The sequence below is a fragment of the Stutzerimonas stutzeri genome (assembly GCF_019090095.1).
Lineage (GTDB): Bacteria > Pseudomonadota > Gammaproteobacteria > Pseudomonadales > Pseudomonadaceae > Stutzerimonas > Stutzerimonas stutzeri_AN.
Genome location: NZ_JAGQFP010000002.1, coordinates 1,969,276 through 1,986,713, shown reverse-complemented (window position 1 = coordinate 1,986,713; position 17,438 = coordinate 1,969,276). Strand labels below are relative to the sequence as shown.

The following is a 17,438-nucleotide window of genomic DNA, read 5'->3' as shown; positions in this document are numbered from 1 at the left end:
TTATGCGGCCGACGTCGTTATATGCCGGAGAGCAGAGATAAGTGTCCAGTCGCTTTGCTGAAGATGAAGGCCCGCAGCCTCCCCAGACCCTGAAGACAGTAGCGGAAGTCCAGGCGAACCTGCGCGTTCTGCTGGACAATCACATTCCGCTGATGGTGCGCTTCACCGACCGCAACCAGCGATACCAAACCTATCTGGTAGAGATAAACCGCGAGAAGGGCTGGATCGCGCTGGACGAACTCATACCCACCGACGGCGAGCGGCTGATGGCGGCTGGCGAATCCTTTCAGGTCGAAGGCTATTACGAAGGCGTTCGTATCGCCTGGAAAAACAGCCATCCTGTGCATCTGGGTGAGCTGGACGATGCCCGCTGCTACTGGGCGCCGCTGCCTGATGAGATCATCTATCACCAGCGCCGCAACGCTTATCGCGCCCAGCTGACAGGCCAATCGATCGCCGTTGAACTCGGTGGGAAGACGATCAGGCAGCCCCTTCAGGGCAAGGTGCTGGATATGTCCGCGACCGGCTGTAAATTGAGCTTCCAGGGCGATGTACAAAGCGGACTGCAACCAGGCCGAGTCTACGAGGCTCTTTCTGCGAAGCTACCATTCGGCACGGTCACAACCGCAGCCGAACTACGCCACGTAATCTTCGATGAAAAGCTCGACACGACATTCTGCGGCATGCGCTTTCACCGCATCAGCGGACTGACGCAACGACAGATCGAGCGATTCGTTTATCAGCTGCAGCGGGAAGCACGACGCGATCAGGCAGGCGATCGTTTTAGCTGATACGCCCCGCAAGAGTCTCGCGAAGCCATTGCGCTTCGCCCATCACTGTCTGACCAACGTGAACGGCTTTCGCTAGCACGCGAAACGGCCGGAGACTGGCCGCGTGCCAATGGCAGCCACTCTGCGACAGCGAATAGATGGCGTCCCAGGCGAGGTTCGAACTCACAACCTTCCCCTTAGGAGGGGGATGCTCTATCCAATTGAGCTACTGGGACGCATGAGGCGGCAGCATGTTAGCGAGCCTTGGCCTATTTGTCATGCCGCTTCGACCTGGGCCTCCGCCCATCGGCTTGAACGCTCGCGCAAGCAATGCATTTTGCACGAATCTAAAATATACAATCAGGCATTGCGCACGAACGGAGTATTCGACAAAAGCGTAAGTCATTGATTATAAAGCATTTTTGTTTTCAAAAAATTGGCATGCGGAATGCTTAAGTCTTCTGACAAATCATGCGAAGGAGACGCTCATGTTACGCCCGGCCTACCTATTCAGTACTGCGGTTCTGGCAGCGATTGCCTCACAGCTGCCGGACAACATGAACACAACAATCTCCCCTACTCCGCCTGCGAGCGCCCATCAGGTCGCTGCCCAACCGCTTGCGGTACAGGCACAGACCATCAGTAGTGAAATAACCCGACCAGCACAAGCCAAGCGCTGGGTATTCTGACGCCCAGCGTTGTAACCATAACTTCAGCGGAGAAACCAAATGTCTATCTATGGTTACCTGTTCGTGATGCTCAGTGTCGCCTGTGGCACGTTGAGTTTTGGTGCAGAGCTGACAGAGACATGGGAAGCCGTCGCCGAATGCGGCACGGCGCTGTTCAGCACGCTTTTCCTCGTCTCGCTGGTGATGGGGCGGCGCATCAAATTCGACCCGATCCTGCGATGAGCGCGCTTTTTCTGGTGTAGATCGGCGGCAGGTCACAGTAAAGGCTAAATGCCACCACGCAGCGCTTTACGCGGCCTTTAATCGTCGTATAATTGGCGTCATTAAGCCGTCTTGCATCTTTTTCACGGGTCGTGGAACAGCTAGTGCTGTTTGGTGTCTGACCGGTGACTAGAACGGCAATAAGCCACCATCGCCCACCTGACTAACCGGTTTAATATGCGCCCTATGAAGCAGGCAGTTTACTCCAGCCGCACGGCTGACAAATTCGTGGTTCGGCTACCAGACGGAATGCGTGAGCGTATCGCTGAAGTTGCACGCAATCATCATCGCAGCATGAACTCTGAAATCATTGCTCGCCTGGAGCAGAGCCTGCTTCAAGAGGGCGCACTCGATGACGACTCGACCATGCGCCTGGACAGCCCGGAACTGACCCTTCACGAACGTGAATTGCTGCAGCGCTTCCGCCAGCTCGCCCATCGCCAGCAGAATGCTCTGATAGCGTTGATCGCACAGGATACGGAAGCGGCAAAAGAAGAAGACTGACGCTTCTAGACGCTTGCAGAATAGGACCAACGCCTCGACACAGTCGGGGCGTTGGTCGTTCAGCCACCCCTAGACGCAGCCATCTACCCCGCTACGGCCCCGCGAAGTCACTAGCCCCGAGCTGGCTATCTTGAAACGCCCGCATCTCATCGATGCGGGCGTCCTTACCGCCGACCAGCGCTCTAACCGACGAAGCTCAGCAAGATACCTGCAGCGACCGCCGAGCCGATCACCCCGGCCACGTTCGGCCCCATGGCGTGCATGAGCAGGAAGTTATGCGGATTCGCCTCCAGCCCGACCTTGTTCGAAACACGCGCTGCCATGGGCACGGCCGATACACCTGCCGATCCGATCAAGGGGTTGATCTTGTTCGAACTGAACACGTTCATTACCTTGGCCATGAGCACGCCAGCGGCGGTACCGCAGCAGAAGGCAACCATGCCCAGCAGAAGAATACCCAGCGTCTTCAACTGCAGAAACGCTTCGGCAGACAGCTTCGAGCCGACCGTGAGACCCAGCGCAATCGTGACGATGTTGATCAGCGCGTTGCGCGAGGTATCGGCCAGGCGATCGACCACGCCACACTCGCGCAGCAGGTTGCCGAAGGCAAACATGCCGACCAGGGGCGCAGCGTCAGGCAACAGCATGCCGATCAACAGCGCGAGCATGAGCGGGAAAACGATCTTTTCCGCCTGGCTCACATGGCGTAACTGCGTCATGACGATGGCGCGCTCTTCCTTGGTCGTCAGCGCACGCATGATCGGCGGCTGAATCAACGGCACCAGCGCCATGTACGAATAGGCGGCCACGGCAATGGGGCCAAGCAGATGCGGCGCCAGTTTCGCGGTCACGAAGATGGATGTCGGGCCGTCAGCTCCGCCGATGATCGCGATCGAAGCCGCCTCACGCAGCGTGAACGCCATACCGGGAACGCCCATCGCGGCCAACCCCAAGGCGCCAAGCAAGGTAGCAAAAATACCGAACTGCGCCGCAGCGCCAAGCAACAGCGTCTTGGGGTTGGCCAGCATCGGCCCGAAGTCCGTCATGGCACCCACACCCATGAAGATCAACAACGGGAACACACTGGTCGGCAGCCCGACCTCATAGAACAGGTGCAGGATGCCAGCGCCCTCGGCCATGTTGGCTACGGGAATATTGGCAAGCAGACCGCCGAATCCGATCGGGATCAGCAGCAAGGGTTCGAATCCCTTGCGTATGGCCAGGAAGATCAACGCCAGACATACCACGATCATGAACAACTGACCGAGCTCCAGGTGATACAGGCCTGTGCTCTGCCAGAGCTTGAGCAACTTATCCATGCAGCTCTCCTTAGGCGATGGTCAGCAGGCTGTCGCCTACGGCCACCGCATCGCCGACCTTGACACCTACAGCCGATACGGTGCCGGCCTTGAACGCACGAATTTCGGTTTCCATCTTCATCGCTTCCAGGATGATGACCAGATCACCTTCCTGCACCAGCTGACCGGGCTGCACGAGCACCTTGAAGATGTTGCCGGCCAGAGGCGCCGGCTGAGACTCACCCGTGCCGGCGGCCGGTGCAGGCATCGTAGCGCCCGCTCCTGAAGCTGCACCGATCGGCTTGAGCCCTTCGATGTCTCCCCCCTCGTTGACCTGTACGACAAATGACTTGCCGTTGACCTCGACGGTGTAGACCTCGGCGACACCCGGCTCGCGTGGCGCCGGTACGTCACCGCTCGGTACCGGCTCGAAGGCCGCGGGATTGCCGCGGTTCTCGAGGAACTTAAGGCCGATCTGGGGAAAAAGGGCGTACGTCAGGACATCATCGATCTCGTCCTGGGCCAGCTTGATGTTCTTGCTCTGCGCCAGTCCCTTCAGCTCGGCTGTCAGCTTGTCCATCTCTGGCTGCAGCAGATCGGCGGGACGACAGGTAATGACCTCGGCGCCATCAAGCACGCGCTGCTGGAGTTCAGCGTTGAACGGCGCCGGCGCGCTGCCGTATTCGCCCTTCAGGATGCCGGCCGTTTCCTTGGTGATGGACTTGTAGCGCTCGCCGGTAAGGACGTTGATCACCGCTTGTGTACCGACGATTTGCGAAGTTGGCGTTACCAGCGGAATGAAGCCGAGGTCTTCTCGGACACGAGGGATCTCAGCCAGCACCTGATCGAACTTGTCGAGTGCGCCCTGCTCCTTGAGCTGGCCTTCCATATTGGTCAGCATGCCTCCAGGCACCTGCGCCACGAGAATGCGCGAATCGACGCCCTTGAGCGTGCCTTCGAACTTCGCGTATTTCTTGCGCACCTCGCGGAAATACGCCGCTACCTCTTCCAGAAGCTCCAGATCGAGCCCGGTGTCACGCTCGGTACCCTGGAAAATCGCCACCACCGACTCAGTCGGCGAATGGCCATAGGTCATCGAGAGCGACGAAATGGCGGTGTCGACGTTATCGATGCCCGCCTCGACCGCCTTGAGAATGGCGGCGGTGGACAGGCCCGCCGTGGCATGACACTGCATATGGATCGGAATCGACAGGCTCGCTTTCAGGCGTGAGACAAGCTCGTATGCCCGGTAAGGCGTCAGGATGCCGGCCATGTCCTTGATTGCCACCGAGTCGGCACCCATGTCCTCGATCTGCTTGGCCAGGTCGACCCACATGTCCAGGCTATGCACGGGGCTTGTCGTATAGGAGATGGTGCCCTGCGCATGCTTACCCTGAAGCTTGACGGCACGCAGTGCAGTCTCCAGGTTGCGCGGATCGTTCATCGCATCGAACACCCGGAATACATCTACGCCGTTGATGGCGGCACGCTCGACGAACTTCTCTACCACGTCGTCCGCATAATGCCGGTAGCCCAACAGGTTCTGGCCGCGCAGCAACATCTGCTGGCGGGTATTGGGCATCGCTTTCTTCAGCTCGCGAATGCGCTCCCAAGGGTCTTCGCCGAGGTAGCGAATGCACGCATCGAAGGTGGCGCCACCCCAGGATTCGACCGACCAGAAGCCCACCCGGTCGAGCTTGCCAGCGATCGGCAGCATGTCTTCGAGGCGAACCCGGGTGGCAAGAATGGATTGATGCGCATCACGAAGCACCACATCGGTGATGCCGAGTGGCTGTTTGGCTGAAGTCATGTGGAGGAACTCCCTGTTCTTATCGACCGCGACGAGCGCGGTGCTGATGAATGGCAGCCTGGATGGCTGCGAAAAGGTCGGCATCCATGTCCGCTGTGGCGGCGGCCGGCTTAGCGGGGGCAGGCAGGGTCGGTCCGCCGTCGAGGTGACCGATCAAGAACGACATCAGGCGGATGCAGACAATCAACAACACGAGGAAGACGAAGACAGAACCTAGGCCGAACAGCATAAGTTCGACGCCTTCGAGTAGGAGTTCGCTGGGGGTCATCAGGGATTCCCTATCAAATCAGCAGCTCGGGCCGCCTGTTATGTGCACGGTTCAGGGCTTCGCCAGAGCGAAACCCGCGAACAGTAGCCCGAATGCGCGACGCAAGGCAAACGCCATACAGCCGCAGCCGGCAGGGAATCAGAGCAGGAAAAGTGTCGCCAGTCCCAGGAAAATGAAGAACCCCCCGCTATCGGTTACAGCCGTGATCATGACACTGGAACCGAGCGCCGGGTCGCGCCCCATTCGCGCAAGCGTCACCGGGATCAGCACGCCCATCAAGGCTGCCAGAAGCAGATTAAGGGTCATCGCGGCGGTCATTACGATGCCCAACGACCAACTGCCATACAACCAGTACACGACAATGCCGATCACGCCACCCCAGATCAGGCCATTGAGCATGCCGACACCCGCCTCCTTGCGTAGCAGACGTGAACTGTTGCCGGTGCCCAGCTGGTCCAGCGCCATTGCCCGGACGATCATGGTAATGGTCTGATTACCCGAATTACCGCCGATACCCGCAACGATGGGCATCAATGCGGCCAGTGCCACCAGCTTCTCGATCGAGCCGTCGAACAGACCGATCACCCTGGAGGCGATAAAGGCGGTGACGAGATTGACCGCCAGCCAGGCCCAGCGGTTGCGCAGTGACTTCCAGACCGACGCGAAGATATCTTCCTCCTCGCGCAAACCAGCCATGTTGAGCACTTCGCTTTCGCTTTCCTCTCGAATGAGGTCGACCATCTCGTCGATGGTCAGACGCCCAATGAGCTTGCCGCCTTTATCCACAACCGGGGTCGAAACCAGGTCATAGCGTTCGAAGGCTTGAGCCGCCTCGTAGGCATCTTCATCCGGATGGAAGGTCACCGGATCGCTGGCCATCACTTCGGAGACGTGCCGTTCCGGGTCGTTGACCAGCAAGCGCTTGATCGGCAGCACGCCTTTCAGCACGCCGTCATAATCGACCACAAACAGCTTGTCGGTATGCCCCGGCAGCTCCTTCAAGCGCCGCAGGTAGCGCAACACGACTTCGAGGCTCACATCCTCGCGGATGGTGACCATCTCGAAATCCATCAGCGCCCCGACCTGGTCCTCCTCGTACGACAGCGCCGAGCGAACACGCTCGCGCTGCTGCGCATCGAGGGTTTCCATGAGTTCGTGTACGACGTCGCGGGGAAGCTCGGCGGCAAGGTCAGCCAGCTCGTCGGCGTCCATTTCCTTGGCTGCCGCAAGCAACTCGTGATCGTCCATATCGGCGATCAGTGTCTCGCGAACGGCGTCAGACACCTCAAGCAGAATATCGCCATCACGGTCTGACTTGACCAACTGCCATACCGTCAGGCGATCGTCGAGTGGCAAGGCTTCGAGGATATGCGCGATGTCGGCAGGGTGAAGCGCTTCAAGCTTGCGTTGCAGCTCGACAAGATTCTGGCGATGCACCAGGTTGTCGATTATTTCCTGCTGCTGGCCTTCCTGCGTTTGCCTATGCGCCAGGTCCTCCACGAGCCTGTGGCGCTGAAGTAAGTCAACGACTTGCGCCAGGCGCTCCTGGAGACTTTCCTGCGGCTTCTTTGCTTCTACTTCAGTCATGGCGCACTCCACCCCAGCGGTCGGAGCGCGCCAGGGGATCAATCATTCGATACGTGATTGGCAAACGAAAGCGTTGTTCGACTACTGGGCAAATCCATGAATGGGATCCACAAGCCCTGAGGGCGGATCACGCGATAATACCACTGCAGCCGCTGAGCCGACCCATGAAATGCAGCTAATACAACTGCTTGCATCACTGTCGCCGCGAACATGCGGGCTCTCATTGTCGACGCATTCACGTTACGAGAAGACACGACTGCGTACGAAGAAAATGTTGGCTAGGCTTCGTCGCTCATTCGTCAAGGAGGACGACCATGCACAAGCTACTCATTGCGAGCAGCTGCGCCTTGCTGCTCAACATCACCCCGACGCTCGCCGCGAATGTTTACCGCTGCACGGACGGGGCCGGCAATGTCACGTTCACTCGACAGGGCTGCCCGCCCGATCACGCAGCCCTTAGCCAGGACGTGACGAATCCGACGCCAAGCTCCGACCGCTTGATTCCTCTGGCCAAACCAAGGCCACGAAATGCACGAAAGCATACGGCCGCAGATCAGCTCACCGTTGTAGGCGTGCCGGAAGACGGTTGCGGCAATCGCATCACCGGAAGTGCCAAACGCAACGCCAAGGTGCGGCAGCAGATTCGCCCCGGGATGACCCGCGCAGATATCGAAAGCACCTTCGGGACACCCGACTCCATCACCAGCCGCAATGGACAGGTGCAATATCGCTACAGCACCGACAAGGGCCGGACACGAACCATCAGTTTCGATGAGCACGGCTGCGTACGCGGGAAACGCTGAGCCAGTAACGAAAAAAGGGCCTGCATCGCTGCAGGCCCTTTCAGGTTTGGCGCACTCAGGAGGATTCGAACCTCCGACCGCTCGGTTCGTAGCCGAGTACTCTATCCAGCTGAGCTATGAGTGCATGTGGCGCTTGATAAACCAGATCACCGCTGGTTACAGCCACGAGCTACCTTTCGGTGACTCGCTTAAAGTGGCGCACTCAGGAGGATTCGAACCTCCGACCGCTCGGTTCGTAGCCGAGTACTCTATCCAGCTGAGCTATGAGTGCACTGAGGGTGCGCATTATAAGTTTGTGAATTTGCCGGTCAAGCTCTTTAATTCAGTGATTTCCACAAACCAAAGTGCCGGAACCAACCACAACCTTAACGATGCAAAATGGCGGAGAGGGGGGGATTCGAACCCCCGACACCCTTTTGAGATGTACTCCCTTAGCAGGGGAGCGCCTTCGGCCACTCGGCCACCTCTCCGCAACACGGGGCGCATGATACCCATCTTCGCCCCGCTTGCAAAGCCAAAAATCACATAAATATTAATGGCTTGGTTCTTGATCTTTTTCTTTCTGGATCCGTTGATAGATCTCCTCACGGTGCACAGCTACCTCTTTAGGAGCATTCACCCCAATGCGCACTTGATTTCCTTTGACACCCAGCACGGTGACAGTCACATCGTCACCCACCATCAGGGTCTCTCCGACCCGGCGAGTCAGAATCAGCATTCCTTTCTCCTTAAAAACGGATTCAATTCAGTAAACAGTCTGCAAAGTAAAAAACGGATAATGCTCCGTGAAACATCGGCCCTAGAGCCTTCGCACCAGCTATTGACCAGTAAGAACGACTCTAAAGTTCCTTTTTCTTACATCTAAAACGACGGAAGGTGCGAATTGCTCGCAAATCCGTGAATCACTCACCCTTGCCGGCAGGAGCATCCAGCTCGAAAGCCGTGTGCAGGGCCCTTACCGCCAGCTCCAGGTACTTCTCCTCGATCACCACCGAAACCTTGATTTCGGACGTGGAGATCATCTGGATGTTGATGTTTTCCTTCGCCAACGCCTCGAACATCCGGCTGGCAACGCCGGCGTGCGAACGCATGCCAACGCCAACTATAGACACCTTGGCGATATCCACATCACCAATGACTTCCCTGGCCCCCATGTCGCGAGCAATGCCCTCCAGGACTTGCAACGCGTTATGGTAGTCGTTCCGGTGAACGGTGAAGGTGAAATCCGTGGTGTTATCGTGCGCAACGTTCTGCACGATCATGTCGACCTCGACGTTAGCCGCACTGATCGGCCCGAGGATCTTGAAAGCCACCCCGGGCGTATCCGGCACGCCACGAATGGTCAGCTTGGCTTCGTCACGATTGAAAGCGATGCCGGAAATGATGGGCTGTTCCATGGATTCCTCTTCATCAAGGGTAATGAGGGTTCCTGGACCCTCTTGAAAACTGTGCAGCACGCGCAACGGCACGCTGTATTTGCCGGCAAATTCCACGGCGCGAATCTGCAGCACCTTGGAGCCGAGGCTCGCCATTTCCAGCATTTCCTCGAAGGTGATCTTGTCTAGCCGCTGGGCCTTGGCCACCACACGTGGGTCGGTCGTATAGACGCCGTCGACGTCGGTGTAGATCTGGCACTCATCGGCTTTCAACGCCGCAGCCAGCGCCACGCCCGTGGTGTCCGAGCCACCGCGTCCGAGGGTGGTGATGTTGCCGGCCGCGTCAACGCCCTGGAAACCAGCAACCACGACGACGCGACCAGCCTTGAGTTCCTTGTGGATCTGCTGCGAATCGATCTCGAGGATGCGCGCCTTGGTATGAGCACTGTCGGTGAGAATGCGAACCTGGCTGCCGGTATAGGAAACGGCCGGCACGCCAATCTTGATAAGCGCCATGGCCAGCAGCGCGATGGTGACCTGTTCGCCGGTCGAAACCATCACATCCAGTTCACGTGCCACGGGCTGCTCGCTGATCTGCTTGGCCAGATCGATGAGCCGATTGGTTTCACCGCTCATGGCGGAAACCACGACGACAATGTCGTCGCCCTTGTCCCGGAACTTCTTGACCTTCGCCGCCACCTGCTCGATGCGCTCGACGGAGCCCACCGAGGTACCACCAAACTTCTGTACGATCAAAGCCATCTCATAGCCGCCTAAGCCCGTCACGGGCGCTCATTAAACAAACAACCCAAGCACCACACCTGAACCGGGCAGATCGAACTGCCCGATCCGTGGTGCCTCATCGATACGCCTGCGACCCCGGGCCGAAGACTGAGCGGCCTGTCGCCGCGTCGTTACAAGCGCTGCTCGACAAACGCGGCGACAAGGGCCAGCGCCTCGTCGAGCCGCCCGATGTCACTGCCGCCGCCCTGGGCCATGTCCGGACGACCGCCGCCCTTGCCACCTACCACCGCGGCAGCCTGCTTCATCAGATCACCCGCCTTGAAACGTGCCGTCAGATCCTGCGTCACACCGGCGACCAGCACCACTTTTTCGTCCAGCACGCCGCCAAGCAGGATAACGCCGCTGCCGAGCTTGTTCTTCAGCTGATCGACCAGCGCAAGCAACGCCTTGCCATCGAGCCCATCCACGCGAGCCGCGAGGGTCTGCACGCCCTTCACATCGACAACGGAGCTGGCCAGATCATTACCGGCCGCGCTGGCCGCCTTGGCCTTGAGTTGCTCGAGCTCTTTCTCCAGCTGGCGATTGCGCTCCAACACCGCTCCCAGCTTGTCCAGCAGGTTGTCACGGCTGCCCTTGACCAGGGCAGCCGCTTCCTTCAACTGCTGCTCGGCATTGTTCAGATACGCCAGCGCCTGTTCACCGGTAACCGCCTCGATCCGCCGTACGCCCGCGGCTACGCCACCTTCGCTGACAATCTTGAACAGACCGATATCGCCGGTCCGACTGACGTGGGTCCCGCCGCAGAGCTCGACAGAAAAGCCACCGCCCATGGTCAGGACGCGCACCCGCTCGCCGTATTTTTCGCCGAACAGGGCCATCGCACCCTTGCGCTTCGCTGTCTCGATGTCGGTCTCTTCGATATCGACTGCCGTGTTACGGCGTATCTCGGCATTAACAATATCTTCCAGCGCTTTCAGCTGCTCGGGCTTGATCGCCTCGAAATGACTGAAATCGAAGCGCAGTCGCTGACTGTCGACCAGCGAGCCTTTCTGCGCGACATGATCGCCAACGATCTGCCGCAGAGCGGCATGCAGCAGGTGGGTGGCGGAATGGTTCAGAGCCGTTGCCTGGCGAACCGAAGCATCGACGACGGCCTCGACGGCCATACCGACTTGCAGGCTGCCGCTATCGAGAATGCCGTGATGCAGGAACGCGCCACCGGCCTTGCTGGTGTCACGAACGTCGAAGCGCAGGCCTTCGGCGGACAGGTAACCGCAATCGCCGATCTGACCGCCGGATTCGGCATAGAACGGCGTCTCGTCCAACACCACCACGCCTTCCTCTCCGGCTGACAAGGTCTGCACGGCCATGCCTTCCTTGAACAGCGCCAGCACCTTGCCGCGCCCGGAGGTGCCCAGATAGCCGGTAAAGCGCGTGTCACCCTCGACCTTGACGAGATTGTTGTAATCCATGCCAAAGGCACTGGCCGAGCGAGCCCGCTCGCGCTGAGCCTCCATTTCGCGCTCGAATCCCGCTTCATCGAGGGTCAGCTCGCGCTCGCGCGCGATGTCGCCCGTGAGGTCGACGGGAAACCCGTAGGTGTCATAGAGCTTGAAGATCACCTCGCCGGGGATGACGCTGCCGCTCAACTCGGCCAGATCCTGCTCGAGGATTTTCAGCCCCTGCTCGAGGGTCTTGGCGAACTGCTCTTCCTCGGTCTTCAGCACACGCTCGATATGCGCCTGCTGCGTACGCAGTTCGGGGAAGGCATCACCCATCTCAGCCACCAGAGCGGCAACGATCCGATGGAAGAAACTCCCCTTCGCGCCCAGCTTGTTACCGTGCCGGCAAGCGCGGCGGATGATCCTGCGCAGCACGTAGCCGCGCCCTTCGTTCGAAGGCGTCACACCGTCGGCGATGAGGAAACCGCAGGAGCGAATATGGTCGGCCACGACCTTGAGCGAAGCTTGCCCCTCGTTGTGACAACCGATGGCCTGGGCCGAAGCATTGAGCAGGCTCTGGAACAGGTCGATCTCGTAGTTCGAATTCACGTGCTGCAGTACCGCACTGATGCGCTCCAGCCCCATGCCGGTATCCACGCTGGGCGCCGGCAGCGGATGCATCACGCCATCGGCGGTGCGGTTGAACTGCATGAAAACGTTGTTCCAGATCTCGATATAGCGGTCACCATCTTCCTCTGGCGAACCCGGTGGGCCACCCCAGATGTGCTCGCCATGGTCGAAGAAGATCTCGGTGCAAGGCCCGCAGGGACCGGTATCGCCCATCGCCCAGAAGTTATCCGAGGCATAGGGTGCCCCCTTGTTGTCTCCAATGCGCACCATGCGCTCGGCCGGCACACCGACTTCCTGCGTCCAGATGTCATAGGCCTCGTCATCGCTGGCATAAACGGTGACCCAAAGTTTCTCCTTGGGCAGGTTCAGCCACTTCTCGGATGTCAGGAACTCCCAGGCGTAGCTGATCGCGTCGCGCTTGAAATAATCGCCGAAACTGAAATTGCCGAGCATCTCGAAGAACGTATGGTGCCGCGCCGTGTAGCCGACGTTCTCCAGGTCGTTGTGCTTGCCGCCGGCACGCACACACTTCTGGCTCGTGGCCGCACGGGTGTAGGCGCGCTTTTCCAGCCCGAGGAAACAGTCCTTGAACTGGTTCATACCGGCATTGGTGAACAACAACGTCGGGTCGTTCGCCGGAATCAGCGAACTGGAGGCCACACGCGTGTGCCCCTTCTCTTCGAAGAAGCGGAGGAAGGCTTCACGGATTTCTGCGCTTTTCATAGATTTTCTTCCAGAAGACAGCGGCCGAGCGGCTGTAAAGCGGCACGGCAGGACGCACCGGGCGTCGGTTCGCAACTATCCAAACGAATAGCCGGCAAAGGGCCGCATTATATCGGCCCTGCGCCGCGCGCATAGTGGATAAATAAGATTGAATCAAGCTATTCGACAGCGATTCGAACCTATGCCCTGGCAAAAGCCGCAAAGCATTCCAGGATCGGATCGACATGCTCGGGCAGCACGTCCAGGTGGGTCACCATTCGCAACCGTGGCGCGGCGGTCAGCCGGATACCGCGTTCGGCACAGAACGCCTTCAGCGCTGCCGCACGGTCACCGATCTGCAGGTAGACCATATTGGTTTGCACCGGCTCGACCACATAGCCCAGCGCTTCCAACCCTTCAGCGAGCACCTGGGCACGCTGGTGATCTTCAGCCAGCCGCGCCACATGGTGTTCCAGCGCGTACAAGCCGGCCGCTGCCACCATGCCGGCCTGACGCATCCCGCCACCGACCATCTTGCGCAGGCGCCGCGCTCGGGCGATGAATGACGAGTCGCCGCACAGCACCGAGCCGACGGGCGCACCCAATCCTTTCGACAGGCATACCGACACCGAATCGAAGTGACGCGTAATGGTCTCGGCCGTACAACCCAACTTCACGACGGCGTTGAACAGGCGCGCGCCGTCGAGGTGCAGCGCCAGGTCACGTTCACGGGTGAACGACCGGGCCTGGGCCAGGTAGTCGAGCGGCAACACCTTGCCCTGCATGGTGTTTTCCAGGGCCAGCAAGCGGGTGCGCGCGAAGTGGAAGTCGTCCGGTTTGATCGCCGCGGCCACCCGCGCCAAATCGAGCGAGCCGTCCGCCTCCATTTCAATCGGCTGCGGCTGGATCGAGCCCAGCACGGCACCTCCGCCACCCTCGTACTTGTAGATGTGCGCCAGCTGGCCGGCGATGTATTCGTCCCCACGCGCGCAATGCGCCATGAGCGCGAGCAGATTGCTCATGGTGCCGCTGGGCACGAACAGCCCCGCCTGCAGCCCCAGTCGTGCAGCGACGGTCTGCTCCAACTGGCAGACCGTCGGGTCTTCGCCATAGACATCGTCACCGGTTGGCGCACTCAGCATGGCGTCACGCATGCCGGGCGTAGGCTGGGTGACTGTATCGCTACGAAGATCGATGAGCATCTCGAAGGTTCCTTGCTTGGGGCTGCCTGAGGCACGTGCATCGATGGCGATGCGCGCCACTAGCGCAGCAGGCGAGTTTCCAGCACTTTCGACCCGCCGCCCATCAAGGTCTCGCTGATGTTGATGAAGTCGCTGGTTGTCACCCTGTCGAGACGCATCAGGCCGCGCGCCACGTCATCGAGTGAATGACGGCTCTTGCTGCGCTGGCGGATCTCACGGTCGAGGTCTTGCAGCATCAGCACAGCCCTGGCCGTGACGGGACCGGTGGAGTGCTCGGTACGCAGGCTGTCGACCTTGCGGCTCCATTTGGTCAGGTGTTCGCGAACCCGCTGATAGCGATCCTCGCTCATGCCGCCGGCGCGGCGCACGAGTTCGATCGCGTAGTACTCGGCCAGGCCTTCGCTGATCCAATCGCTGCGGTCGGCGTCGCTGATTCGGCTGAACACGTGCACCAGTTCGTGGACCAGCGAGCTGGTGCCATTTTCACTGACCAAAGGGCGGTCAGCATGCATGAAGAAGGAATTCGGCCCGGACAGGCCACCTCGCCACATCGGATCGCCAGCCCCGACGACCAGCAGCTTCTTGGGGTCGCGCGGAAAGACGTTCTGCATTTCAGGCCAGACGAAGGTCAGCATCGTGAGGATATCCATCCGCCGCAGCCCCTCGCCGACCGGCCCGGCGACGGTGACATCCGTCTCGCCCAGCTTGGCCCGGCGGCTGCCCAGATTGCCGGCCAGAATCCAACCGGTCGGACGATCGAACAGGCGCTCAGGGTTATCGATGCGGAAGCGATTCTTGCCGATACGCGGCCAGCCTGTCTCGACCCCTTTCCAGCCCGCCGGCAACTCGACCTTCAGCCGCGAAACGAGCTTGACGCCATCGAGCTGGTCCAGGCGACCGCTGGGCACCAGGTCGTCGCCGCGCAGCAACGCCCACTGGTCCGTCATGCGCGCATCGAAACGGCCGCTCTTGCGTTGATGACTGACTTTCACCCGATAGCTCAACCGGGCCTTACCGGCCGCCGGCCGCCAGATGCCGCGCCCGCCCTGCTCCTGCCATACGCCCTCGGCGTCCGTTTCGAAATCGCTGTAAAGGCCCTCATCGCCCAGGTTGAAGTTCAGATAGCGAATTGCGCTGCCGTCCTCCAGCAACAATTCGACTTCGGCAACATCCCGTTCAGGGACGAATTTGACGACGAAATCCAGATCGACTCGCTTGGCAGCCTGGGCGGGCGCAACGAATAACAGCAACAAGGCGGCAAGCAGCGGCAACTGACGGAGGGACATCGAGCGACTCCAGATGGGGTTCAGAGCTAAGACGACGCGGCCGTGGGTAGATTCAACCGGCCCGGAAAATCAGATGGTCTTCCCAGTCCTCGTCGGCGACAGCTCCTTCGGCGATCATTCGGCCGGACTGCGAAATGCGTTCAGCGTGCACGGCATCCGGATCACCACAGACCAGGTGGTGCCAGAGCGGCAGGTCCCGGCCTTCGGCCACGAGCCGATAGGCACAGGTGCTGGGCAGCCATTTGAACTGCGCAGCGTCCGCCGGGGTCAGCTGAACGCAATCGGGCACGCTCGCCCTGCGGTTCGGGTAATCGCTGCAACGGCAACTGTTCAAATCGAGCAGTTTGCAGGCGATGCGGGTGTAGTAGACGCTGCCGTCTTCCTCGTCCTCGAGCTTTTGCAGGCAGCACAACCCGCAGCCATCGCAGAGCGACTCCCACTCGTCGGTGTCCAGCTCGGCGAGGGACTTGCGTTTCCAGAAGGGTTCGACTTTTGCCGCCATGAAAAGGGTCATCTCGAGAAAATGGCGAGTCTAGCCATTGCCGTGCAACCGGCCAAGCACGGCGGCCCGCAGCATGGCGCGGCGAGCCGTCAGGCGACCGACGGTGTTCCAGCTCAGACCGGGTCGTTGCGCCGCAGTAACTCGTCGGGCAGGTGCTCGATATAGTCGTCTTCGGGCGGCGGCATCTGCAGGTGATAGCCCTGCTTTTCCAGATTGTCGAGCACCACCGCGATGTCCTCTCGTGCCAGTTTGCGCTCTGGTGTCAGGACCATATCGAAGGCGTGCTGTGGTGGGCCGAAGGCGGCGAGTAGCGCTTCGGGTACGCGTGCCAATGCCTCGCTTCGCTCGACGTACAGGTACATCTCGTTCTTGCGTGGGCTTCTATAAATGGAGCAGATGCGTTTCATCATTTCTCTTCCAGAACCTGTAGCAGGGCTTGCCCCATCCGTTCACGGCGCCAACCACGTAGCGACTCGGGCAGCGTATAGGGGCCATCCGGGTATCCGCTTTTAAGCAAGGCCTCCAGGACCTTTTTGCGCAATGCCAGCTCCGGTGCAATATCGAGCACCTGAGCCTCGCGCTGACCTACCGCGCGCAGCTTTTTCAACAGCCCCGACGCTTCGAGCGGCAAGGGCTCCGGCAGCGGTTCGGGCCAGTCCTGCTCCGGCGTGGAGGCGGCGCTGCGAATCAGCTCCAGCAAGGCTTCGCCGTCCTGCCGGACGGTACGAGGATGCATGTCGTCGATGCGCGCCAAACCGACCAGATCGGTCGGCTGGGTACGTGCCAGAGGCCATAGACTGTGTTCGCGCAGCACCCGATTGCGCGGCTGATTGCGCGCTCTCGCCTGACGCTCGCGCCAAGCCGTCAACGCCCGCAGCACGGCCAGCTGGCGCGGTTTCAAGCGCCAGGCCTGCTTGACCTCCCGATAGGCTTCGTCGGGATCGGTTTCGCGCTGCAGGTTCGCGACCAGCTCGGCGCCGTCTTCCAGTACCCAGGCGCGCTTGTCGGCGCACAGCTTGGGCAGCAGCGCCGCGTAGAGTTCGGCCAGATGTTGAGCATCCTCGGCCGCATAGCGTTCCTGCATCTCGCTCAGCGGGCGCTGAAGCCAGTCCGAACGCGTCTCGCCCTTGGGTAGCTCGATATTCAGGACGGCTTGTACCAGACGCGAGTAACCCATCGAAAAACCGATATTCAGGTACCCGGCGGCGAGCTGGGTATCGAACAACGGCACCGGAAGGCTGCCGGTCAGGCGCCAAAGCACCTCCAGGTCTTCGCTACAGGCATGCAGGACCTTCACCACCTGCTGGTCTTCCAACAGGCCGGCGAACGCACGCCAGTCGGTGATCAGCAATGGGTCGATCAGATAGGCGCAACGGCCGTCACCGACCTGCAACAGGGCGGCGATCGGGTAAAAGGTGTCGACCCGCATGAATTCCGTGTCCACCGCCACGTATGGCAACTGACGCCACTCGGCACACAGGCGGGCCAGCTGCGCATCATCCCGCACCCATTGAGTTTCGATGGCCACTAGGCCCTCCTTGTTGTTTGCTGTAACGACCGGCGT

At 60.1% G+C, this 17,438-nt stretch carries 16 protein-coding genes and 4 tRNA genes; 4 read left to right on the top strand and 16 right to left on the bottom strand.

The window, feature by feature from the left end; genetic code table 11:
* The first annotated feature begins 41 nt into the window (after positions 1–41).
* On the top strand, positions 42–791 hold the full coding sequence (locus KVO92_RS18945; protein ID WP_217477053.1) for a flagellar brake protein: 750 nt from the start codon (positions 42–44) through the stop codon (positions 789–791).
* 138 nt (positions 792–929) lie between these two features.
* Here KVO92_RS18945 and KVO92_RS18940 read toward each other — a convergent pair.
* Positions 930–1,006, bottom strand: a tRNA-Arg gene (locus KVO92_RS18940).
* Between the two features lie 492 nt (positions 1,007–1,498).
* Here KVO92_RS18940 and KVO92_RS18935 point away from each other — a divergent pair.
* Both KVO92_RS18935 and KVO92_RS18930 read left to right on the top strand, forming a co-directional pair.
* A complete protein-coding gene (locus tag KVO92_RS18935; RefSeq protein WP_217477052.1) occupies positions 1,499–1,681 on the top strand; it encodes a PA3371 family protein in 183 nt (60 codons plus the stop codon).
* A 216-nt stretch (positions 1,682–1,897) separates the two neighbouring features.
* The gene (locus KVO92_RS18930; RefSeq protein ID WP_021208476.1) at positions 1,898–2,224 is read left to right on the top strand and encodes an Arc family DNA-binding protein; all 327 of its coding nucleotides are present in this window, start codon (positions 1,898–1,900) and stop codon (positions 2,222–2,224) included.
* A gap of 182 nt (positions 2,225–2,406) precedes the next feature.
* Here the strand turns inward: KVO92_RS18930 and KVO92_RS18925 are convergent, their stop codons facing one another.
* The 4 genes from KVO92_RS18925 to mgtE form a co-directional block, all read right to left on the bottom strand.
* Complete coding sequence (locus KVO92_RS18925; RefSeq protein WP_217477051.1) at positions 2,407–3,543, bottom strand: sodium ion-translocating decarboxylase subunit beta; 1,137 nt, start codon at positions 3,541–3,543, stop codon at positions 2,407–2,409.
* Positions 3,544–3,553: 10 nt separating this feature from the next.
* Positions 3,554–5,332, bottom strand: coding sequence for a sodium-extruding oxaloacetate decarboxylase subunit alpha (gene oadA / locus KVO92_RS18920; protein WP_217477050.1), 1,779 nt, complete (start codon positions 5,330–5,332; stop codon positions 3,554–3,556).
* A 19-nt stretch (positions 5,333–5,351) separates the two neighbouring features.
* Complete coding sequence (locus KVO92_RS18915) at positions 5,352–5,600, bottom strand: OadG family protein (protein WP_217477049.1); 249 nt, start codon at positions 5,598–5,600, stop codon at positions 5,352–5,354.
* A gap of 138 nt (positions 5,601–5,738) precedes the next feature.
* Positions 5,739–7,187 carry a magnesium transporter gene (mgtE, locus tag KVO92_RS18910; protein WP_217477048.1) on the bottom strand — a complete coding sequence of 483 codons (1,449 nt, stop codon included), beginning with the start codon at positions 7,185–7,187 and terminating at the stop codon, positions 5,739–5,741.
* Between the two features lie 314 nt (positions 7,188–7,501).
* Here mgtE and KVO92_RS18905 point away from each other — a divergent pair, with 314 nt between their 5' ends.
* Entirely contained in the window at positions 7,502–7,990 is a 489-nt protein-coding gene (locus KVO92_RS18905) for a DUF4124 domain-containing protein (protein ID WP_217477047.1), read from the top strand.
* A gap of 47 nt (positions 7,991–8,037) precedes the next feature.
* Here KVO92_RS18905 and KVO92_RS18900 read toward each other — a convergent pair.
* From KVO92_RS18900 to rnd, 11 genes are all read right to left on the bottom strand, one after another.
* A tRNA-Arg gene (locus KVO92_RS18900) sits at positions 8,038–8,114 on the bottom strand.
* Positions 8,115–8,184: 70 nt separating this feature from the next.
* A tRNA-Arg gene (locus KVO92_RS18895) sits at positions 8,185–8,261 on the bottom strand.
* Between the two features lie 108 nt (positions 8,262–8,369).
* Positions 8,370–8,460 (bottom strand) — tRNA-Ser (locus KVO92_RS18890).
* A gap of 62 nt (positions 8,461–8,522) precedes the next feature.
* Positions 8,523–8,708, bottom strand: coding sequence for a carbon storage regulator CsrA (csrA, locus tag KVO92_RS18885; RefSeq protein WP_003283978.1), 186 nt, complete (start codon positions 8,706–8,708; stop codon positions 8,523–8,525).
* Between the two features lie 184 nt (positions 8,709–8,892).
* Positions 8,893–10,128 carry an aspartate kinase gene (locus tag KVO92_RS18880; protein ID WP_217477046.1) on the bottom strand — a complete coding sequence of 412 codons (1,236 nt, stop codon included), beginning with the start codon at positions 10,126–10,128 and terminating at the stop codon, positions 8,893–8,895.
* Between the two features lie 152 nt (positions 10,129–10,280).
* Positions 10,281–12,905 carry an alanine--tRNA ligase gene (alaS, locus tag KVO92_RS18875; RefSeq protein WP_217477045.1) on the bottom strand — a complete coding sequence of 875 codons (2,625 nt, stop codon included), beginning with the start codon at positions 12,903–12,905 and terminating at the stop codon, positions 10,281–10,283.
* A 179-nt stretch (positions 12,906–13,084) separates the two neighbouring features.
* Positions 13,085–14,086 (bottom strand): low-specificity L-threonine aldolase, encoded by a 1,002-nt coding sequence (gene ltaE, locus KVO92_RS18870; RefSeq protein ID WP_217477044.1) that lies wholly within the window; start codon positions 14,084–14,086, stop codon positions 13,085–13,087.
* A 59-nt stretch (positions 14,087–14,145) separates the two neighbouring features.
* Positions 14,146–15,372, bottom strand: coding sequence for a hypothetical protein (locus tag KVO92_RS18865; RefSeq protein ID WP_217477043.1), 1,227 nt, complete (start codon positions 15,370–15,372; stop codon positions 14,146–14,148).
* A gap of 52 nt (positions 15,373–15,424) precedes the next feature.
* Entirely contained in the window at positions 15,425–15,874 is a 450-nt protein-coding gene (locus KVO92_RS18860; protein ID WP_217477042.1) for a YcgN family cysteine cluster protein, read from the bottom strand.
* Between the two features lie 113 nt (positions 15,875–15,987).
* Positions 15,988–16,281, bottom strand: a complete 294-nt coding sequence (locus KVO92_RS18855) for a YcgL domain-containing protein (RefSeq protein ID WP_217477306.1) — start codon at positions 16,279–16,281, stop codon at positions 15,988–15,990.
* Complete coding sequence (gene rnd, locus KVO92_RS18850) at positions 16,281–17,402, bottom strand: ribonuclease D (RefSeq protein WP_217477041.1); 1,122 nt, start codon at positions 17,400–17,402, stop codon at positions 16,281–16,283. The genes KVO92_RS18855 and rnd overlap by 1 nt, the downstream gene beginning before the upstream one ends.
* Positions 17,403–17,438: the final 36 nt, after the last annotated feature.